The following is a 22440-nucleotide window of genomic DNA, read 5'->3' as shown; positions in this document are numbered from 1 at the left end:
TGATATGAAGTACTTTTTACCACATCTGAAAGAAGTAAGAGTCCTGGCAGCTCTTCTTATTTTGTGTTTCGGGCAGGCTGCTCTGGCTCAAAACACGCAAACGATCAAGGGTGTAATAAGAGACGCCCGGAATAAACAAGCGATTATAGGTGCCGTGGTCAGGCTGAGCGGCACGACAACCGCTACGGCGACAGGTGCTAACGGCGACTACACCCTGAATGCCCGTGTTGCCAACGGTAATTATACCCTGAGCATTACTTATGTTGGCTACAGACCCTTTAGCAGACAGGTTACCTTGAATCAGAATCCGGTTACGGTAAATGCGGAGCTGTCTGAAGATGCGTTGAGTCTGGACGAAGTGGTGGTAACCGGTACGGGAGCTGCGATCACTAAAAAGCAGCTGGGTAATGCGATATCGACAGTGTCGGCCAGAGAATTGGAAAACAGTACGGCTACGTCTGTCGATCAGGCGTTGGCGGGGAAGATCGCCGGGGCGCAGATATCACAAAACTCGGGCAATCCTGCCGGTGGTATCAGCGTGCGCTTGCGTGGCAACAGTACCATTTCGGGGTCGAGCGATCCTTTATACATTATTGACGGCGTGATCGTCAACAATAGCTCAAGTGAACTGATTGACCTGGGCGGATACTCGCAAAACCGGCTTGTGGACATTAACCCGGCGGACATTGATCGCATTGAGATCATAAAAGGTGCCGCCGGAGCAGCCATCTACGGATCAAGGGCGAGCAATGGTGTGGTGCAGATCTTTACCAAAAGGGGTAGGTCGGGCGCACCTGTCGTTAGCTTATCCAGCCAGTTCAGATCCAATTCTATCCGTAAGAAACTTGAATTTAATGACTATCCTTTCCGGTTTGCCAACAATATAGCGACGGACTTAACACAGGTGCCTGTTGAACGTTATGACCTGCAGGACCTCATCTTCCGGGATGCCTACGGCAACGAAACGAATGTGTCGGTATCTGGCGGGAGCGATAATACGCAGTATTATATGAGCGGTAGTTACCTGGGTAATCAGGGTATTATTGACCGGTCGGATTTTCAAAGAGGTACGGCACGTTTAAGGCTTGACCAGCGGTTCAATAACTTGTTCAAAGTATCGCTGGGCTTAAATTATACGCTAAGTGGCAGCAACGAGATACCCAACGGGGGTATCAACGAGGCTTACGGCGCATTAACAGGCTTCATTTTCGGTAATAATTTTGCAAACCCTCATGCTAACCAGACCACCGGCATCTACCCAAGCCTGGCACCTGCCGGTTTGCTGCGTACCAACCCCCTGGAAGCTATTAACAGGTTCGACTTTGGCCAGAAAACCAGCAGGCTTATAGGTGATTTCCAGCTGAGCATAACGCCGGTTAAAAACCTTTCGGTCAACTATACGCTGGGATATGACAATTCCACTCAACTGGCTACCGGTTTTATTCCCGTCGGCAATACTTCTCCTTCTTACAGCACGGGTTATGCACGGAGGGCTGACAGGAATGCGCTGCTGATGAATAATGATCTCAACGTAAATTACAAGGCTGCAGTGGGTGCTTTTGAATTCTCTACCTCAGCAGGCGCCACAGCGCAGACGGAGCGTATCCGTTCTTCGGGAATTACCGGCACTCAGTTAAGTCCGGTGAGCCAGGTCGCTTCGAGCGGTGCCGGCCTGGTCGTTACAGACACCCGGTCAACCCTGAACATCCTGGGCTTCTATGCGCAGGAAACGATCGGCTTTAAGAATAAAATATACTTAACCGGCGCATTGCGTAATGATGTGGCTTCGTCTTTTGGTCAGGACAACCGCTGGCAGTATTATCCGAAGATAAGCGGCACCTATCTGCTTTCTGAAGAAGGTTTCTGGAAAAATTCATCCATCGGCTCTGCTGTGTCGACCCTCAAATTCAGGGCCTCCTATGGCCAGTCAGGTAACTTAACCGCCATAGGGGCCTACGATCGTTTCACGAATTACAACCCCGTATCGCTGTCGGGTTTGCCGGGTGTTTCTCCCGCGCCCCTGCTGGGAAATGCCTCTGTGAAGCCGGAGCGCCAAACGGAAAAGGAAGTGGGGGTTGACGCCAGTTTCCTGAATGATCGCTTTGGTTTCGAGTTTTCGTATTATGATAAATCTGTCGAAGACCTGCTGCTGGGGGTGAACCTGAGGCCTTCTACCGGCTACACGACCCAGTTTCAGAATATCGGCAACATGACCAATAAAGGTTTTGAGCTGATGGTACGCGGTATCCCGGTTCAACGCGAGCGGCTGAAATGGAATGCATCGCTTATCTTTTCGAAAAACAAGAATAAGGTCTTTGATATTCCAGGGGGCCTGCTGACCTTCCCCGGCGGCTTCGGACAGGTAGCGGCCGTTGAAGGATACCCTCTGGGTGCCTTCTACGCCACTTCTTTTGCGCGGAATCCGGATGGATCGTTACTGTTGACCCCTGCTGGTTTTCCGCAACGGGAAACTGCCGGCCGTAATGCCGCGGGACAACCTTCCGGTACTATTGTAAACCGGGTCATCGGTGATCCTAACCCGAAATGGACGGGATCTTTTATTAACGAACTTATTGTAGGCAAAGATCTCTCCTTCAGGGTTCAATGGGACGCTTCTTATGGTGCTGATGTATTTAACTTTACCAGGCGGGTGGGCGACCGCGACCTGTATGGAGGTCTGGCCGGTTATGAGCCGGAGCTACGGGGCGAAGTGGCTAAAGGCACGTCGGCGGCACTATTCTCCATCATGGAAAACTGGATAGAAGATGGCTCGTATCTGAAACTCCGTGAGCTGTCTGCATCTTATAACCTTCGTCTCAAATCCTTAATGAATAAACCGGTAAGGGTTACCCTCTCGGGACGTAACCTGCTGTCTATTGATAATTATAAGGGCTGGGACCCTGAAACCAATGCAGCGGGACAAAGTGGTGCTGTGAGAGGCTTCGACTTCGTTGAGGTGCCGATTCCTAGAACGATTGCTTTGGGATTCAACTACAGCTTTTAACCTAATTATTTGAATGTTATGAAAATCAGATATACAATTCTAACCGTCGTGATGCTGGCCCTGACTTCTTCATGCGAGCTCGACCAGGTAAATCCAAACGCTGCTGCCGGTGAGCAGGTAATAGGTACCAGGGAAGGTATTGTCGCCCTGAGCATTGGATTAAGACAATACTACTCGACAACGGGTTTAAGCAGCGTGATTCTGGCATCGAGTACAACTGCACGTGAAATGAAGGGATTTGCCACTTTTACTACGGTGCTGGAGCTGGAAGCCGGGGGCGCGGATCTACCAACGGCCAATGCGGGTATTTTGAATTACTGGTCGGCTATGCAACGTGTAATGACCATGTGTGAAGATGTGATTGACAATGCCCCGCAAATTACGTCCATTGAGCCGGCGCTTTTAAGCGGTATAATGGGACAAGCTTATCTTTTTAAAGCAATGGCCTTAGCCGAGCTGGCAATGGCTTTCCCCCAGGCGAACATCAGTACCGATGTATCGGCACCGGTACAGTTCGTAGCCCGTCCGCAGGTTTTTGCGGAGGCCATCCGGCTTTTGGATCTGGGCGTTTCTGCGGTAACCGCTACCCCGCCTGACGCAAGTTTTACTTCGGCGATAGCGGGACCGGATTTCGACCTGGTCAACACCCTTTACGCTATGGAGGCCCGCATTAATCTGATGGCAGGAAATTATCAGAAAGCGCTGGACAATGCCAACCTGGTAGATCTGGCGAAAACATCCCGGTTTGCCTATACTACACAAAGCCCGAATCCGCTTTATACGCTTTTTAATGTTACGAAATCGTATGTGCCACGCGATAACTTCGGACTGCCTGCCAATCTTTATTACGCCGGAGACCAGCGTTATAATTTTTACTTTAACGGCATAAAAACAGTTGTTGGCGGCGAGGTTACGGTGGGTTTGACTGGCTTTGCTGCATCGCAAACCACTCCTATTCCGGTTTACCTGACCGATGAAATCAAGCTCATCAAGGCTGAGGCGATCTTACGGTTAAACGGGTCACTGAGCGATGCGCTGGCGCAAATCAATGCCGTGCGAACGCAAATCAGCGGGGATCCTTTTGGTGTGAACGCGGGACTGCCACCTTACGCCGGCGAAGTAACAAGCGACGCGTTGTTGCTTGAGGTTTACAAACAGCGCTGTGCCGAATTATACTTAAGCGGTCTTAAATGGGAAGATACCCGCAGATTTAACCGCCCGGCGCCTCCGGCAGACTTATCTGAGCGTAACAGGATTTTTTACCCTTATCCGGATCAGGAGCGTTTGAACAATCCGAATACCCCTGAAGATCCGGCGATATGATAGAATGATTTATTTTACGGCTATCCCAAATACGATGTATTTACTGGTGGCGGGGATCAGTTTATCCAACAGGGCGTCTGCTTTTCCAAGCAGCGCCCGCTGGCGTTCTGTTCTCCCAAAACAACCCAGGAATCCTGCCGTGGAATACTGAACGCTCCTGAATGAAGCAAACACCTGATCCATCTCGCTCAGCCGCAGATAGTTCCAACCCTTCGTACCGAAACGCTTTCGTGCTGCCTGGTGCAGGGCAGTTGCCTCGAGGTTTTCGGCGAATAATAACGTGCCTCCGGGTTTCAGCGCCTTATGCATCTGGTCGATCAAACGTTTCTTGCTATCGTCATCCGCACAGATCCCGCCCATGATGGATTTAAAGAGTACGAGATCGAACGCATTTTCATAGGGAATATTCATCGCGTTGAGGGCCTCATAGGATACCCGGGTATGGCAATCGTACTTTCGGTGAAGCTCATGGGCCCAGGGCTCGGGACCGTTCAGATCTGTGCACAATACCTTGTTTTGATTCAGGGCCAGCCAGAGCGACATACCGCCCATGGCGGAGCCGAGCTCCAGACATTCCAGTTCCCTGCCCTTTACGGCTGCGTTCTTCTCCCAATAATCTACAGCCTTCGACCAGTTCTCCACATCCCATCCTACAATTTGCTGCATCAGTTCTTTTTTATCTGCAGTCATCTTATAAGAAAGTTAATTAAAATAGATGTAAATTGTAGTACCATTTCTGGTCAATTAACTGCGCACCCGATTTATAAAATCTTCTTATCCAACACGTTTAAAACCATATCGAATGGATGCTCTCCCGCTGCTAAACTGGAAATACCGGCAGGTTTTGTTGCTGCCGTTGACGCTGATGGCTATGGAATCTGCCCTGGCCCAGGAACAGGAACAAAGAAAGGGTTTTGAAGTCTACGGCTTTGTCAAGGCTGACGCGGGTTATAACTTTGATCAGAGTGATCCTGACTGGTTTGACGTTTTACGGGTTACCAAGCTCCCCAGCTATGAGGACGAGTTCGCGCCGGACGGGAAGATCTACTTTGGGGTCCGTCAGACGAGAATGGGATTCAACAGCTGGACCCCTACTTCCCTGGGCCGGCTGAAACTCAATTTTGAATTTGATCTTTTTGGCGTGGGAGCGGATGTGGGGCAGACGACCTTCCACTTCCGCCGGGCTTTTATTGAGCTTGGGAGATTTACGGTGGGACAGACGGAAAGCCTTTTTACTGATGCTGATGTAACTCCCAACACGCTGGATTTCGGTGCGCCGCCCAGCAGGGCTTTTCTGCGCTCGGTGCAGCTGCGCTATATGGTCACCGCCGAGAAGTTCCGCTGGGGCCTTGCCCTGGAACAGCCGGGTGCTATTTCGGATGACGGCATCTATCGGGACAGGATAGAGCTCGAAAATGTAAGGCCTCATTTCCAGCTGCCGGATCTCACCGCACAGTACCGCCGCATCATGGGGAACGGTTATCTGGAAGCGGCGGGCGTGTTGAAATGGATCAAGTGGGAAAATACTGCCCCCAGCTCCATCGATCTGAGCGGTGATGAAGTAGGCTGGGGCCTGTATCTGAGCACGACTCAGCGTCTGGGTGATAAAACCAGTTTTAAAGGGCAGGTGGTTACGGGCAAGGGTATGGAGAACTACCTGACGGATGGTGGTCCGGATATCGGCATACAAACCAATTTTGGCAGTGCCAGCACGCCTTTGCTGGGTGTTTCCCTGCCGGTTATGGGTGGACTTGCCTTCCTCGAGCATAACTGGAGCGATAAGTGGAGCAGCACGGCAGGCTACTCCAACATTCGGATCGATAACTCGGATGCGCAGGCGGATGATGCGTTTAAAAGCGGACATTATGCGACCGGCAATTTACTGTACATGCCCATCCCGCAGCTTCAGGCGGGGCTGGAATTGCAGTGGGGAAAGCGGAACAATTTCCGGGACGATTTCAGTTCATCGGCCACGAGGATCCAGTTTTCCTGTAAATACAGCTTTTCTTTTTCTGCGGAGGAGAAGAAAGAATAACTATTTGCTCCGCGCTGCCAGAAAATTCATGGCCATGGATGACATGGCACGAACGCCGACGATCAGGGCACTCTCCTCCACGAAAAACCGGGGATTATGATTGGGTGCTGCCGTAGCGGGGTCCTCGCCCTTTTTGGTGACTCCCAGGAAAACGAACAGGCCGGGCACTTCTTTGGCGTAAAAAGAGAAGTCTTCGGAAGCTCCCTGCAACAGGGCTTCACTGACTTTATCGTTGGTTACGCGACGCAGAACGGGCATCATCTCGGCGGCAAGTTTATCGTCATTGATCGTCACGGGATAGTTGGGCGTGATGGTCACTTTCGCTGTTTGACCGGAGCCTGCCGCAATACCGGTGGCCATACGCGTAATGTTCTCGTGCAGCTGCTTCTGGAGCTTTTCGTCGTAGGCACGGATGGTGCCGGTCATTTCAACGGATTCGGAGATGATGTTCTGACTAGTGCCGCCCTGAATGGTGCCGATGCTGATCACCGCAGGCGATGCGGTAAGGTCTGCTTTACGACTGACGACGGTTTGCAGTCCGGATATAATGGTGGCCGCTGTAGGAACGGGGTCCAGGGTGCTCCAGGGCATGCCGCCATGACCGCCCTTGCCGCTGACCTCGATCTTCAGGATGTCACTGCTCGCGGTAGTGGCGCCCCGCTTATAGAAGATCTCGCCGGGCTGACCCATCATGACGTGTAAGCCAAAAACACCATCGGGCTTATGTTTCTTAAAAATCCCTTCTTCGAGCATCATCTTCGCACCCCAGGTTGTGGCGCCGGGTGTATGGGAGCCTTCTTCTGCGGGTTGAAAAATGAACATCACCGTACCGGGTATATCTTTCTTCATGCCGGAGAGCACTTCTGCGGTCGCCATCAGCATGGCGGTATGCGCATCATGTCCGCAGGCATGCATCAGGCTGACTTCCTTTCCCTGGGATATTCCCCTGGCTTTGGAAGCAAAGGGCAGTCCCTCAGGCTCGGTGACAGGCAGCGCGTCCATATCGGCGCGGAGTGCCACTACTTTGCCGGCTTTACCTCCCTTCAGAATCCCGATCACGCCGGTGCGGGCAACGCCGGTCGTAACTTCCAGGCCAAGAGCCTTAAGGTGCCTGGCCACCAGGTCCGCAGTGCGCTTTTCAAAGTCGCCCAGTTCGGGATGCTGATGTATGTCCCTTCTCCAGGCGATCAGCTTTTTCTCCACCGCGGTGGCGCCTGTCTGGATCTGCGCTTCCAGTGCGCTAACCTGCGGAGAGGGAGCCGGGGAATCTGTCTGTGCGCTCAATACTGCGGGATACAGGAAGGCGCTGAAGATAAAGAGGGCGGCTGCTATGGATGACCCTGCAAACCTGGACTTGGACGAATACATATTCTTGTTTTAAGTTATTGATAAACAAGCGGTATGTGAAATAGTTCTGTCAGTTTATGATCTTTCGGGGTCATCATTTCTAAGGCTCATTCCTCTCCAGCATTTGCTGGTGGGTCCTGGCTCCGAAGTGCATGGCATCCATTTGCAGTATCGTATTGAAGGTTTTTGCTGCCTCCTCCTTCCGGAACAAACCGAGTTCGCCCAGTCCCTGCAGGTACAGGCAATGAATCCGGTTGCGAAGGCTCAGATCGTCGTCGAACACGAGCAGGTTGGGTAAAGACACCGCAAAATAATCCATCTTTACCTCATCGTCCTGATGCTCCTTAGCGTAACGGATCAGATGATGAAACAACTGTTCCGCGCCGGCTTTGTCACCCAGCTTGTAGCGGGCCAGCCCCTGATAGAAGATTTTGTCGGGCTGCTGGTCGTTGTAAAATATGGCGGCGCCGGGCTCTGACGCTCCAACTGCTGCCTGCTGATACCACTGTGTTGCTTCTGCCGTCTGCCCCAGGTTTTCATAGGCCCGTCCGAGCCAGTAATGGATATCGTTCTCCCGCGCACCGAAGAGTTTCCCTTCGCCGAGGTTTTCGGGGTAGGTTTGCGCTGCCATCAGGCAGTCGATAGCCGACTGGGGCGCGTTACTGCCGAGGTGTTGCTTGGCCATCCCGGTCAGACTGTAGAGATATTGTCCGGGCACTTTCCCCTCTCCTCCTTCCCAGGGATGGAACTTGCGTGAGGTGATCAGCGCATGTGCCTGGTCATATTGCCCCTGAAAGTTATACAGGGCTGCGATCTCCAGGTACAGGTCGTCCCGCTGCGTGGCTACTTCGAGCTGCTCGGTGAGGAAGGCCAGCCGTTTGGCGGGCGGGTAATTCAAGCGCTTATACAACTGGTCGAGCTCCATCAAGACGCGGTGATCGTTTTTGTTCAGCGTATAGGCCCGCTCAAAGCATTGCAAGGCGTTTTTCGGATTTTGCAAATGGTTGAACTGTGCGATACCGAGATTTCTCCATACCGTAGGGAAGCGGGGCTGCAAAGCGGCAGAATGCTCCCAGGCTTTTATGGCTTCCCGGTATTGGCGTTTGTCGTACCACAGGTTGCCGAGGTAATAGGAAGCCATCGCGTCGCGGGGATTCAGGCGCAGGGCCATTTGCAGCACCGGGATGTCTTCGAGCTTATTGGGGAAGCAATAAGCGGGGTCTGCCTTTTGGGCTTTCTCCTGGTATTGCTGTGCCGCCTCGTGTTGGGCAGAGCGCTCATGATAGTAAGCCAGGTAGTATAGCAGCATCGGATTTTGATGCTCTTCCGGCCGCACATGCGACAGGAGCTGAATGGCCTGCGCATATTCGCCGCAGCAAGCCAGGTCGGCGGCGTATTCGATCAGGGTGTTTGCCGACCCGCGACTCCGTGATTGAAGGGTTTGAAGGACTTCCCCGGCATGCTCGTGCTGACCGGAACCGGATAGGCTGCCTGATTTCTGAAAGAGCAGGCCGATATTGAAGGGATCGCGTTGCAAGCCGGTTTCGGCTACCTGTAGCGCTTCATCGGGACGGCCTGTGCTGCGCAGAACAAGGGCTTTGAGCACGTAGGCTTTCGCATTGCGGGCGTTACGGTCCAGGGATGCATGGATATGCCCGAGGGCGGAAGAATATTCTGAGCGCTGGAAGCTGATCTGGGCCAGCGAGAAAAAGGCGGCGTCTTGCCAGGCGCTGTTCCAGCTGGCTTTGTAAAAGGCTTCGTAGGCTTCGTCCATCCGACCCTGATATTTCAGGCTTAAGCCCAGGTTGTAATAGGGCTCGCCGTCGTAGGGATTGGGATTTCTTTGGGTGATGGTTTCGATGGCCTTGCGGAAAAAGGCTTCCGATTTCTTAAACTGCCCCCTGCGTAAATACCATGCTCCAAGGGCGTTGTTGTTGCGGATATCGCCTGCATCCCGTCTCAGCGCTTCGGTATAATAGGGAACCGGACTGAATGTGGCGTGGCGGTACTGCTCGAGATGCTGCCCGGTTAGAAAGAGCTGCTCGCAATTTTCGGTTTCTTCGGGCGTCCTGGCTGCTTTGGCGGCTTCAGGTATGGGTCTTTCCACATCTGCTGCGGGTTCGTAGCGTAACAGCTCTGCTCCGTTTACGTCCAGGAGGCGAACGAGGAGATCCTGCTCTGTTGCGTCGATGCAGAGTTCAAAGGCATTTTCGTATGACTTTTCGGGACTCAGCGTGATTTCCTGCCGGATGAATGGGGAGCCTTTTACCTGCACGATGGCCTGAATGCTCATTTTGCTGGTGGCAAAGATCCGGAGGCTCAGCTGCCGCCCTTCCAGATCCAGGCTCAAGAGGAGATCTTCGCTGGCATTCCTGACCATTCCCAGCTCCCTGTAGGGTAAAAAGTACTGGGTAAAGGACTTTTCTTCGTAGGGCATCAGCCAGCTGAAGTCGGGCTGATTATCGGTAAAGACGCCGGTCATCAGTTCGATGTAGGGTCCGTCTTCGTCGGTCAGGTTACGGTCCCAGGCTTTGCCGAAGTCGCCGTTTCCCCAGGTCCACTGTTTCTTTCCGGGCGAGACATGGTGATCGGCTACGTGTAATAAACCGGATTGGGTATCGTGTTCGTAGCCGCCCACAAAGTTGTAGCGGGAGTTCACAGCCATATAGGATGTGGGCACGGGTATGTTCTTGTAGCGGGATATATCGGTGCCGGGGGAGTAATCGACTTTGTAATACGTTCCGGTGGCTATCGGAAAGGTCGACACATCGCGCTTACCGTGGTCGAAGACCGCATTGACGTCGGGTGGGAATACCGACTGGTAGTGGTCGTTCACGGCGACGGCGGGGTTGGCCCACCACAGGAAGGTCTGGGGCAGATCTGTGCGGTTGTACAACTTCGCCTTGATCTCCAGGTAGGCTTTGCCCGGATGCAGCGTAAAGCCGGCCATGCCCTTGGTGCGGAACATCTTCTCCACTTCGTTAACCCATAGGGTTTTGCTGCCATCGGCATTTTCTTCTATGCTGAAGTCTACAGGCTCAAAGGTGCTGGGGCGATGGTGCTGTGGCCAGTTGAACTCGATGCCTCCGGAGATCCAGGGTCCGCATAAGCCGACCAGTGCGGGCTTGATGACCTGGTTGTAATAGATGAAATGTCTTTCCTTGATTTTGTCCCAGGCCATTTGCACCCTCCCTCCCAGCTCGGGAAGGATCATGATCTTGATATATTCGTTTTCGAGAAAGACAGCCTGATAGTCGCGGTCGATTTTTTCGTCGCATATCTTTTCGATAATGGGGTTGGGATATACCACGCCACTGCTTCCCTGATAGATCCTTTTTTCGAAGAACATCGGGTTTTTGTCCGCTGCGCCTGTTTCATACGTCGGGATGGTGACCTTTTCGGTCCATACTTTTACTATAGGAGGATTCATGAAAATGCTTGTTAGTGTGCGACGAAATTATTCTCCAGTTCTTCGAGGGTCTGTCCCTTGGTTTCCCTGACCCGGGCTTTGATGAAAATAAATCCCGCCAGGCAAATCACTGCGTAGAGATAAAAGGGACCGTAGGTACCCAATAGCTCGGCCAGGATCGGGAAGGTGAAGACGAGTACGAAATACGCTCCCCAGAGGCATACGATGGCGACCGAAGAGGCCAGGCCCCGGATGTGGTTGGGAAAGATCTCGCTGATGAGCACCCAGGTAACGGGCGCCAGGGAGGTGGCATACAGGGCTATGGCGATCAATACGACCAGGCTGATCCATATTGGGGCGGCCTGGCCCTGCAGCAGTGCTGCCAGAACCAGATAGGCGATGGCCAGGCCGAGTGAGCCGGCCAGCATCAGCGGCCTTCTGCCCAGCTTGTCGACCTGCCACATGGCCAGCAGGGTAAACAGGGTGTTGACAATGCCGATGGCTACGGTTTCGGAGAGTTGCCTGTCGAGATCGGCACCGACGGATTCGAAGATGGTAGAGGTGAAATTAAAGACGACGTTGATACCGCATAGCTGCTGAAATACGGCCAGAATAATACCGATCGTGATGGCGGGACGAACGGCTTTGGAGAATACGGCGGAAAAGGTTTGGGCCTGCCCGCTGTTGAAACTTTGTTTGAAGTCGGAAACGGCTTTTACTGCATAGTCGCGACTACCGATCTTTTGCAGAATGGCTGCTGCCTGTGCTTCCCGCGCATGGGCCATCAGCCAGCGGGGACTTTCGGGCAGAAAGGCCACGCCGATCAGAAAGAGCACGGAAGGGATGAAGCCAAAGCCGAACATCAGTCGCCAGGCCTGATCGCCATAGCCTGCCAGCTTATAATTGACCAGGTTGGTGATGAGGATCCCGAAAACAATGGTGAGCTGGTTAATGGCGACGTTGCGCCCTCTTACGGAGGCGGGGGAAATTTCGGCGATGTAGAGCGGACTCAGGATGGAGGCCATGCCGACCCCTATGCCGGCGACAAAGCGCATCAGGATGAAGACGTTCAGTCCGGTGGATAAGGCCATGCCCAGAGATGAGAGGGCGAAGATTACTGCGGCTAGCGCTAGTCCGGGTTTACGGCCGTATTTTTCTGCCAGCTTTCCGGCAATGAGGCAGCCGAGCATACATCCGAGTCCCAGCGAGCCGGCCAGGAAGCCTTCCCAGTAGGCGTTGAGCTGAAACTGCTCCCGCAGAAAGGGGAGCGCGCCGGAGATGACCGCGAAGTCAAAGCCGAATAGATATCCTCCAAGAGCGGAGATAAACGATATACCGAGAATATAACGACTATTATACGTTTCTTTCATGTGATGCTTAGGGCTGTATGCCATTTATTTTACCTTGTTCTTGTTGGAATTGGGCTTCAGCTCATCCGGACTGTCCTTCGTGTAGGTATCGAACTGTTGCCGGGATGGTGTACGGAATACATCTTCGATGACCTTGATATCGATTTCCTGTGCCGGGTTAAACTTGTCGGAAGCCATGTATTTCTGCAGTGAATAGAATAACTGTTTGGCTGCAGGGCGGTCGTCGGTGTCTTTACGCAGATCGGCACTGCTCACCATAAGCTTTCCTTTGCCTACTTTGGCTTCGTAGACCAAAGCCAGTCGCCGGTTCAGGAACCAGGTATCGATGGGCTGGATCAGCGGCTTAAAGCCTGCCGGGAAATCTTCGAGGATCATGGGCTGGGCGTTGTGCTGGATGTCCCACCACTGCAGATCGCTGTGATAGCTGGTTGGGAAATCCGCGAATGCGGGGCTCTTTTCCTGAATGAGCATTCCGGTTACGTGAGGCGGGCGCATCTTGAACCAGGAGGTGTTCCAGAAGACGGGCTGGAAATACATCTGCACTTCCTTGCCTTTCACTACCTTGCCTGCGGCGTTCAGGAAGACCTTCCCTCCGCGCTTCAGTACATCTTTGGCTTTCTGATCCAGCTCGGTGGTGTAATGGACCGCCGGGGATGGTTCGGGAGTTTTAGCGGGATACACCCAGAAGTTCCAGTCGTTAACGAAGGCTGTCTGATCCAGGGATACTTCGAGGTTCAGTTGGGATGGCTGTGTTATTTCTGCTAATGAGAAGTCGATATTGCCAACGGGCATGCCGTTTCCGTTGCCGTAGGTTTTGGGACTGAAGCTTCCGCTTTTCAGCTCCTTGCCGGCAGCATCTTTTATCTTCCAGCGCAGAAGGCCGTTTTGCAGCTCGTTCTTCTCGGAACGGAAGAGGTCGATTTGTGCCTGGAAGTTCTCGTTGTTGGTAAACACGAATTTGGAGAGTCGCGCCAGAGGGACGGTGGAATTGCAGAAGCGCGAAAACTCTTCGGCAGAGATATAATCTTTAGGCTCCCAGAAGGCGTCAATGAGGCCGACGAGTGCGGTTCCCTGTCCGGGGAAGTCCTGCAGTCCCAGTAGCTGGAACCCGGCGTAACCGGGTGTCCGCAATGCCTTCTCCATTTCGTGCTTATAGGACAGCGCCTGCAATTTACCGGAGGCCATAAAGAAGTCGCGTCCCTGCTCTCCCATGCCCTGGTCGCGGAGATCCTGCCGGAACATCTCCATGTTTTTGGCGCGGTAGACGCCCGTGTATTTTTTGATCTCTTCAAAGTTGGGGAAGACGCACCACTGCCCCATTTCATGTGCGATAAAAGGGACGCTGAAGGGCGCTATACCCTCCCGGAAATCGGTGATACTTTCCGGTCTTTTGTTCCAGGGGAGGCCTCTTACGCCGCCGCGTACCTGAAACTCGGCATTAGGGACAACGGGCCAGCTGCCGCCGACCGACATACCGGTATATACCCGGCGCGGGTCTTGTTTTTTCCAGAAGTCCACGAAATCGTTCAGATACTTCACCTGGTTACCCGCAGGCTCATTGCCGGCGGAATGCATGGTATAGGAAGCGTAGTTGCCATAGGAGCGGATCATGCGCTCGGTCTCCTCGTAGAGGTATTTGTCGATAGGCTGCCCCAGGCCGATCTTCGGTCCGTGGTTCGGCCAGCTCGGCGCTTCGGGCTGCAGGAAGATCCCTACGATGTCGGCAGCGATAAACGCGGCTTCAGGCGGGCACCAGGAGTGAAACCTGACATGGTTAAGGCCATATTGCTTCGCGGTACGGAAGAGTTTCTCCCATCCTTCGGCTTTCATTTCCGGGTAGCCGGTCAAGGGTGCTTCCGCATTATGCAGGGTGCCCCGCAGGAACACCGGTCTGCCGTTGAGGAGGAACTGCTTTCCCTTGATTTTGAAATCGCGCATACCAAACTGTACCTGCTTTTCTGTGCTGAGTCCCTTGCTGAGGAGTGTCGCCTTAAGCCTGTACAGGGCCGGTTCGAACTCGTCCCAGGTCAGCATGCCTTCTCCGAAGGGGAGTTCCAGATCCAGTTCGGTGCTGTCTGATTGTGCTGCCGTAAAGCGGGCGCTGAGCGGAACGGTTTCATGATTTTCGGCTACGTTGAAGCTTTTGGCACTCAGTCTGACCTCGCCGCTGACTTTTGCGCCGGAGCGGTTGGCGATGAGCATCTTTATCCGGGCCTTACGGTTGGCCACGTCGGGAAAGATGCGGATGTCCTGAATAAAGACCTGTGGCGTACTTTCCAGGAACATACTCCCGACGATTCCATTCCAGTTACCCTGGGTATGGTCGCTGATACTGTGTGAATCGGGACCCACGTTGACTTCTTTGATGCGATTATCGACGCGGATGGTGATGCGGTGTTTGCCGGGTTTAAGCAGGGAACTGAGCTCATAAACATGCGCTGCGGCAAGGGAGTTTCGTGTTCCTGCTTCCTGATCGTCAATCCAGACCCTGGTTTCGGTATGTGCCCTTTCGAGGTTGAGGATGATGTGCTTGTTCTTCCAGTCCTCGGGAATGGTCACCTCTTTCTGGTACCAGGCGGCACCTACATAATGCGTTGCGGGAGTGAGCCAGAAAGGGATATGGATATTGCCGGGCTGGCGGTATTTTTCGAGCCGCGGATTGAAATAAAAGGAGCTGTCGTAAATGCTGCCCGTCCACTTTGTCTCCAGCGTTATGGGATCGCCCTTCCGGTTTTCGGCCATAGAACCGGGTAGTTTGATCTGATCGGCGAGGTTCCGGCTAAACCATTTACCGTCGACGCCTTTATCTTCCCGGTCGATCTCAAACTTCCAGGTACCTTGCAAAGGGATGACATCCGCCTTAAGGCTATTCATCGCCAGCAGGGCGATGAATAGCATGCAGATGGTGGGCAGTTTTATGCTCATAGTCATGTTGTTAATAATCGGGATTCTGGATCCAGTTATTGCGGGTGTTCAGCTCATTCTGAGGAATAGGCAGCAGCAGGTCTTTTGCGGATGGCAGCTGTCCGTTCGTATTGGAATGGTAATGCCTTGCAAAAGCGCTCAGCGTATTGATGGCTTCTGTCTGTCCCCATCTGACCAGGTCAAAGTAACGTCTTCCCTCTCCGATGAACTCGTATTTCCGTTCTTCTTTGATATTCTCCAGTGTAGGAGCAGCAGCCAGGGGCGTTAGACCCGCACGCGTTCTCAGCTTATCCACATAGGGTTTGGCCGCAGCGGCTTTTCCATTGGCGATGAGGGCCTCGGCATAATACAGATATACGTCGGCTGGACGGATGATCGTAAAATTTCGCGGAAAGTCATTCCAGGCTTTGATCGTGGTATTGGTATTATCCTTTTCGAGGAACTTGGTCACGATATTACGTGTTACCCAGCTGCGTGTAGCGGCATTGGTGCTGTTCCAGTAGCCCGTATCGATGCTGGCCATCAGGCGCTTGTCGCCTCTTGCCTTCATGCGGTTGACGAGCATGGTATCCACGCGTACGTCCTGCCCCTGCAGATTGTAAGTGGCATAGGTCCACTCCGGGAACGGAGAGCCGGAGGAGGGCGAGTTGGTGATGAAACCGGGAAGGCTGGAGCCTACGTTAGATCCGCCGGAGGCAAACTGAATAGAGAAGATATCGTTCTTGTTCTCGTTTGCGAGGATAAAAAGCTTGGTATAGTCGGGATTGAAGCGGGTGTCCACGTCGGCGATGATCCCGGCGTACACGCTTTCCGCCTTAGCGTATGCGGTTGCATCATTCAGGGGATATCCCGCCATTGTCATGTACACCTGGCCCAGCAGCGCATTGGCTGCCACACTGCCGATTCTTCCGGCATCGGCTCCTGTATAGAATTTATTCAGGTTCGCGGCTGCGTACTCCAGGTCGGCGATGATCTGCGCATAGATGACCTGCGGTTCTTCCCGGGGTAAAGCAACGGCATCGCGGTTTTCAATGGGTTCGGTGATGAGGGCAACCGGACCGAATGAGCGGAGCAGTTCAAAGTAAGCGAATGCTCTCAAGAATCTGGCTTCGGCCCTGTAGCGGGTGTACTCCCCTTCCTTGGTTCTGAACAATAAACTGTTTGCGTCTTTGATCAGGCTGTAAAGCCTTCCGAAGATACCGGAAACGGTTCCTGAGTTGGCAGAGATGAGGTATTTCCGGAGCTCCAGCTGGTCGTTCTGTGCGGAAGTTCCTTCGGACAAGTAGAGCAGGTCTGAACGGTTCTCGGAAGCCAGCCAGTAGTAGTCGGTGGCGAAATCGGTATTGGTTCCGTTTCTGCCGAGACGCGCATAGATGCCGGTGATGGCCTGCCTGGCCTCTATCTCATTTTGATAAAAGGCATTTGCGGTATTGTTCTCGATGGGATCGATATCTATAATGTCCTTATCGCAGCTTACTAAAAGAGCCGACATCATGGTCATTACAGTGACTATATGATTTCTAAATGGTTTCATGTCCTGATAGATTGATCGTTAAAATGTTGCGGTAAAACCTAAAGATAATGTGCGTGCCTGCGGATAGGATCCCCAATCGGCAGAGGCGTTATCCTGCGATGCGCCTTCGGGAGAGAAGCCCGGATAGTAGTTATCCCACATATACACATTGTCGCAGGATACATACAAGCGTGCCCGGTTGATGAATTTGGCTTTTAGGGGCAGGTTGTATCCCAGATTGATGTTCTTGATTCTCAGGTAACCTGCATCGTACATCCAGTTGGTATCGTATTCGCTGGTAACGGCGGAGAAGAATGCAGGAACCTTACCGTTGCCCGGCTCTTCTTCTGACCAGTAGGCTTTCGTAAGCCATTGCTCCATGTACAACCACTTCGGATCGTTCGTTGGCCTGTTCCAGCCTCTTGAACCGATAGCAAGAAGATCTCCTCCCACTCGTCCCTGGAGCAGGATGGACAGGTCGAAGCTTTTGTAGCTAAAGTTGTTGGTGAATCCCCATTCGAAGTCGGGCTGATAATTACCGGCTACGATATAGTCGGAAGCGTTGATCCTGCCGTCGCCGTTTGCATCGCGGTACCTGGTGTCACCCGGTTTCTGACCTGACCAGACCGGCACCTTCGCAAGCCAGGTTCCGCTGGCGTCGCGGTCGAAGTCTGCCTCACGCAAGACGCCGACTGCATCGAGCAGATAATAGGAATTGATGGCGTGACCCACGCGCTGAATGATGGTATTTCCCTGACCGATACGGATGTCGGCATCGCCTGAACCCAGCTTGGTGATCTTGTTTCTGTTGATGGTTACGTTCAGGCCGCTGTTCCATTTGAAGGCTCCAACGGTATTGAAGGTTCTCAGCTCGAGCTCAAAACCCTTATTTTCCACGTTACCGATATTGTCCATCATATTGGAAAAGCCGGTTGTAAGTGAAACAGGCGCGCTGAGCAGCAGGTCGCTGGTCTTTTTGTAATAGTAGGCTGCGGATAAGGTGAAGCGATCGCGCAGGAATCCGAGGTCAAGACCCAGGTTATAGCTATCTGTTTTTTCCCATCTGAGCAGGGAGTTGGAAATATTGCCTACCACGTATCCGTTGCTGATTGCCTGGTTATCTCCGAAGACGTAGTTCAGGGCAGCCATATTCGAAACGAATGTGGAGTTACCGATGCGGTCGTTTCCTGTTTGTCCCCAGCTGGCGCTCAGCTTCGTGGTGCTCAGCCAGTCCATGCTACTCAGGAAATCTTCCTGATCAATTCGCCATCCTGCGGAAAGAGCCGGGAATAGGCCCCAGCGGTTTTTCTCTCCGAATTTAGATGAACCGTCACTACGAAGGGAGGCGGCGAACAGGTATTTGCTTTTATAGTTGTATTGCAGCCGGCTGAAGTAGGAAAGCAGGGCGTTTTCTGAGGCTCCTATGGTGTTAAAATTAACGGTGGTTGCCCGCTCTTTGTTGAACACCCAGGTCTTGTCGTTAGGGAAACCGCTTAGTCCCTGATCGGTATTTTCCTGATTATAGGTCTCCCGGGCGATACCCAGCAAAGCGTTGAAGTTATGATCGCCAAAGGTTTTGTCGTAGTTCATCGTGGCCTGAGTCAGGAGCGAATGTCCCTGCACGGTGGTATATCGGGAAGAAGACCTTTCGCCCGGTACCGATGTATCCCAGGTTCCCTGGATCCATGTAGGGCTGTAGGAACGCTCTCTGTTGCCTCTGTAGTTCCAGCCAACCAGGGCGTTGACATTCAAACCATTCGCGATATCGATGGTGGCATTAAAGGAACTGTTCATCCGCACATCGCGGTTCAGGCGTTCGTTGTAGACTGCCTGGACATAGGGACTTACGTTATTTGCTCCTGCGCCCCACTCGCCATAAAACTTGTATGGATCTGCGCCAGCCATTCTTCCTGAGCCCGCTAATGCCCATCCTGCATAACTCAGCGAGCGGGAAACGGCGTTATCCTTTCCGTCTACGTTCGCTCCTTCCCTCAGGCCGAGAGAGGGTGCGAGCACCAGGCCCACGCGGATGAACTTATTGATCTTCGCATCGAGGTTCGCGCGAAGGGAATACCTGTCAAATGAAGAAGCGTGAACCACCCCATCCTGCTGGAACACGCCTGCGGAGATGGCGTAGGAAAGGGCCTCTGTCGCTCCGGAGGCATTCAGCTGAATATCTCTGCTGGGAGCGGAACGGAAGAGCTCATCCTGCCAGTCGATAGGCTCCAGCGCATCGGTTCCCCAATAAGGGTCATAGATCCCGTAGCTGGCGCGGATAGGCACCAGTGATTGACGCGTGTTGTAAACTGTTCCCTGAGGAGCCCGGCTCTGCGCGTACGCGATACGCTGCTCCTGTGTAGCGTTTGGATCCTGGGTAGGATTATTAATCTGCCATTGTCTGTCGAGCCATTTCTGATTGAACTCTATCCATTGGTCGGAATCCAGAACATCTACTTTTCTTTCGATGTTGGATACGGCAGTATATGCCGACGCGGTAATAACAGGCGTGCCGGTCTTCCCTCTTTTGGTAGTTACCAGTACAACCCCGTTGGAGCCCCTGGAGCCATAGATGGCGGCAGAAGCGGCATCTTTTAAGACGTCGATGGACTGAATGTCGGCGGGGTTAATACCCGATAAATTATCCAGCGGAACGCCGTCGACCACATAAAGCGGGGTAGCATCTCCGGAAATGGAGGAAGCACCGCGGACGCGTATGGAGATATCGCTGCCGGGCGCTCCGGAGGTGTTCCTGATGGCGACACCTGCCATTTGTCCCTGCAAAGCCTGTTCAATTCTCGCGATGGGGCGTTCTTCAATACTTTCGGACGTGATCTTGGCGATAGAGCCGGTATTATTTCCCTTTGACTGGGTTCCGTAACCGATGACGACCACTTCGGTCAGCGCGGTGGAAGATTCTTTCAGCACCACGTTCAGGCTGCTTCTTCCTCCTACGGCTACTTCGAGGGGGGTATAGCCGACATAGCTAAAGACCAGGGTGCTGTTGGAATTGGGAACGGAGATGCTGAACCTTCCGTTGACGTCGGTGCTGACACCTCCCGGAGCGTTCTTGATCTTTACGCTTACTCCGGGCAGTGACTCGCCCTTTTCATCTCTGACGGTACCTGCGACCACGACTTGCTGTGGGAGGACACCGGAACGTTGCTCAGCCCGCACCTGCCTGCCACCCGCGCCTGCCGCTCCGACCAGATTATTGTTCGAATAGCCGTAAAGCGGACACATGGCCGGAATGGTCATGAGTATAATGAAAGACCTAAAAGTTAGTTTTCTTTTCATGGGATTTTACGTTTATGAAAGAATGTTGTAATTGATTGGTTTCTGGTTTCAGTTAGTATATCAAAAATAATGTGACAACACATTATTTTGAATGGAATTTTCATTTCAAGAAATGGATTATCATACCATTTTACAGGTAAAGGAAACGAAAACTGTTTTATCTTAGCTCCGCACGAAGATGCCGCCAGATGAAATCAGCACAGAAGAAAATTAAAGACGGTTTCGTTGGGCAAAAGATGATTGTCTTGCCACCCAACATCAGGCGTAATATTTTAAAAAACGACCTGATCAGCCGCTTCCATGTGGTGGCTAGCGGCTACTTTCCACATGCGGCCTATCATGACCGGGAAAGGAAGTCGGGATGCAGCGAATATATCCTCCTTTACTGCACGGCGGGAACCGGAACGGTCAGCATTGGCGACAAAACCGTCGAGCTGGGGCCGAATCACTTCGTGATTTTACCTAAAGATCTTGCTCATCACTACAAGAGTTCTCTGGTAGATCCATGGACGATCTACTGGCTGCATTTTATTGGAGAGTATGCTGATCATTTGTTTCAAAAGTATGCAGAGCTGCAGCAGGAACCCGTTTTCCTCGCTTATGACGCAAACAGGATTGAAAACTTCGAGCGCATCTTCAGCATGATGGAAAACAGCTTTGAAGAACGGAACCTGGAAATCGTCAATATTAAATACCTGGAATTTATATCCAGCCTGCTGTATCCACGTGAAGTAGACCTTTTAACGCCTCCGGGGGATAAAATCAGCCGGTCTATTCAATTCATGAAAAAGAATCCGCGTGCCCTGTATTCGGTTCAGGAACTGGCTTCTCAGCAAAATCTCTCGGTTACGCATTACTCCAGGCTTTTCCGCGCGAAGACGGGAAGCTCTCCCAACCAGTATTTCATGGAGATTAAGGTGCAATCAGCCTGTCAGTACCTGTATTTTACGGACAAGAGCATTAAAGAGATCTGCCGCGAACTGGGCTTTGGAGACCCTTTCTATTTCTCGCGCTTTTTCAAGAAGCTCATGGGGGTTTCTCCGGTGCATTACCGTAATCAGAATAAAATGAATTGAGAGGGGGGCTGTCAGGATGAGCCTGTTACTTTTGTCAAGAAATATGACGGCGAGATAACAGGGAGGACGGATCGGTTTCTTTTCTATTTGTGGGCTGGATGGTGTCTCAGCTTTCTTTTTACATGATAAAAGCGGAGCAGCAACCTATCATACCACAAACTAAAAAACAGGATTCCGATAGGGATAAACAGCGTAATCTGTCCGATAAGCAGAAAAGTAAATCCTCCGATTAATCCTCCTGAGAAAAAACAGCCGATAATGGCCCCCTTTAAGGATATCGCTTTATGAAGCTTCTTTCGTTCGGCAGGCCCTTTGTAAAAGAATAATTGTGACAATTCAATACCCAGATCGGTGAATAAGCCGGTCAGATGGGTTGTCCTTACGACTGACCTGGATACGGTTGTTACCAGTGCATTTTGAAGTCCCATGGCAAAAAGCAGGGCGCATGAGAGGATCACGGAACTCATTGCCCAATGATTAAATCCCAGTAGGTTAGAGCAAGCTACCAGGAAAAGCACGCCGATTTCTAAGGCTATGGGAAACATATAGGAAGTATCAGGCCTGTATTTTAATGCCAGTTCCAAAAGCGTGTTGGAAACAAAAGCTCCCAAAAGAAAAAGCAAGGTATAAATCAGATAAATGCAGGCCATTCTATAGTCCTTGAGAAAGAACGATTCAGAAAAAAAGGCGAAATGACCCGTAACATTTGTGGTCAGTGTGCCTAAGGAAAGCACACCGGTGATATTGACAATACCGGCCACGCAGGAAAGAAGAGAAGCCAGTTTTAGATTGTGCAAATAGGTGCGACCTTTACCATGATGCCTGAACATATTTATTAGAATTTGCTTTTACATGCTGCAACCTGCGGAGACGGAACGGAAATAAAAAACTATACGGCGCTCTTATCTGTATTATAGATATACTCCCCCCTCTCTCCAAAAATATAGAACTATGGACAAGCTTAAGCATTACAAATTTATTAACAGTGAGACGGGAAACGTTATTTATTTTTTATCCCTACCGGAAAGCTCATCCGCCAACGATAACGAGCTCGAAAGAATGCGAATAAAAATTGCTGCAGATAACGACATTTATATCGGAAGCGTCTATTTTGTTTTGGACGACGAAAATTCTGCAGACTAAA

Annotated in this window: 13 protein-coding genes; 5 read left to right on the top strand and 8 right to left on the bottom strand. The window is 52.0% G+C overall.

The window, feature by feature from the left end:
- Positions 1–4 precede the first annotated feature (4 nt).
- Both B0I27_RS01160 and B0I27_RS01155 read left to right on the top strand, forming a co-directional pair.
- Positions 5–3004, top strand: coding sequence for a SusC/RagA family TonB-linked outer membrane protein (locus B0I27_RS01160; protein ID WP_106290547.1), 3000 nt, complete (start codon positions 5–7; stop codon positions 3002–3004).
- A gap of 18 nt (positions 3005–3022) precedes the next feature.
- Positions 3023–4327 (top strand): RagB/SusD family nutrient uptake outer membrane protein, encoded by a 1305-nt coding sequence (locus B0I27_RS01155; RefSeq protein WP_106290545.1) that lies wholly within the window; start codon positions 3023–3025, stop codon positions 4325–4327.
- A gap of 9 nt (positions 4328–4336) precedes the next feature.
- On the opposite strand, the gene B0I27_RS01150 is transcribed toward B0I27_RS01155, so the two are convergent.
- Positions 4337–5017 (bottom strand): class I SAM-dependent methyltransferase, encoded by a 681-nt coding sequence (locus B0I27_RS01150; protein ID WP_106290543.1) that lies wholly within the window; start codon positions 5015–5017, stop codon positions 4337–4339.
- 112 nt (positions 5018–5129) lie between these two features.
- Between B0I27_RS01150 and B0I27_RS01145 the strand changes: the two genes are divergently transcribed.
- The gene (locus tag B0I27_RS01145) at positions 5130–6362 is read left to right on the top strand and encodes a DcaP family trimeric outer membrane transporter (RefSeq protein WP_219904956.1); all 1233 of its coding nucleotides are present in this window, start codon (positions 5130–5132) and stop codon (positions 6360–6362) included.
- On the opposite strand, the gene B0I27_RS01140 is transcribed toward B0I27_RS01145, so the two are convergent.
- The 6 genes from B0I27_RS01140 to B0I27_RS01115 all read right to left on the bottom strand — a co-directional run bounded on the left by B0I27_RS01140 (position 6363) and on the right by B0I27_RS01115 (position 20220).
- On the bottom strand, positions 6363–7730 hold the full coding sequence (locus B0I27_RS01140; RefSeq protein WP_106290541.1) for an amidohydrolase: 1368 nt from the start codon (positions 7728–7730) through the stop codon (positions 6363–6365).
- A gap of 79 nt (positions 7731–7809) precedes the next feature.
- Positions 7810–11139: a DUF5107 domain-containing protein gene (locus tag B0I27_RS01135; RefSeq protein WP_219904955.1), complete on the bottom strand. Its 3330-nt coding sequence runs from the start codon at positions 11137–11139 to the stop codon at positions 7810–7812.
- Positions 11140–11150: 11 nt separating this feature from the next.
- A complete protein-coding gene (locus B0I27_RS01130; RefSeq protein ID WP_106290539.1) occupies positions 11151–12488 on the bottom strand; it encodes a sugar porter family MFS transporter in 1338 nt (445 codons plus the stop codon).
- A 24-nt stretch (positions 12489–12512) separates the two neighbouring features.
- Positions 12513–15413: an exo-beta-1,4-galactosidase gene (locus B0I27_RS01125; protein ID WP_106291195.1), complete on the bottom strand. Its 2901-nt coding sequence runs from the start codon at positions 15411–15413 to the stop codon at positions 12513–12515.
- Between the two features lie 10 nt (positions 15414–15423).
- The gene (locus tag B0I27_RS01120) at positions 15424–16947 is read right to left on the bottom strand and encodes a RagB/SusD family nutrient uptake outer membrane protein (RefSeq protein ID WP_106290537.1); all 1524 of its coding nucleotides are present in this window, start codon (positions 16945–16947) and stop codon (positions 15424–15426) included.
- A gap of 18 nt (positions 16948–16965) precedes the next feature.
- A complete protein-coding gene (locus tag B0I27_RS01115) occupies positions 16966–20220 on the bottom strand; it encodes a SusC/RagA family TonB-linked outer membrane protein (protein WP_245925394.1) in 3255 nt (1084 codons plus the stop codon).
- A 188-nt stretch (positions 20221–20408) separates the two neighbouring features.
- Here B0I27_RS01115 and B0I27_RS01110 point away from each other — a divergent pair, with 188 nt between their 5' ends.
- Entirely contained in the window at positions 20409–21296 is an 888-nt protein-coding gene (locus tag B0I27_RS01110) for an AraC family transcriptional regulator (protein WP_106290532.1), read from the top strand.
- Between the two features lie 83 nt (positions 21297–21379).
- Here B0I27_RS01110 and B0I27_RS01105 read toward each other — a convergent pair whose 3' ends face one another.
- Entirely contained in the window at positions 21380–22126 is a 747-nt protein-coding gene (locus tag B0I27_RS01105) for a YoaK family protein (protein WP_106290530.1), read from the bottom strand.
- A gap of 121 nt (positions 22127–22247) precedes the next feature.
- Between B0I27_RS01105 and B0I27_RS01100 the strand changes: the two genes are divergently transcribed.
- Positions 22248–22439, top strand: coding sequence for a hypothetical protein (locus B0I27_RS01100; protein ID WP_106290528.1), 192 nt, complete (start codon positions 22248–22250; stop codon positions 22437–22439).
- Position 22440 lies beyond the last annotated feature (1 nt).

The sequence above is a fragment of the Arcticibacter pallidicorallinus genome, from assembly GCF_003002875.1.
GTDB classification, from domain to species: domain Bacteria; phylum Bacteroidota; class Bacteroidia; order Sphingobacteriales; family Sphingobacteriaceae; genus Arcticibacter; species Arcticibacter pallidicorallinus.
This window is presented reverse-complemented; position numbering and strand designations above follow the sequence as displayed.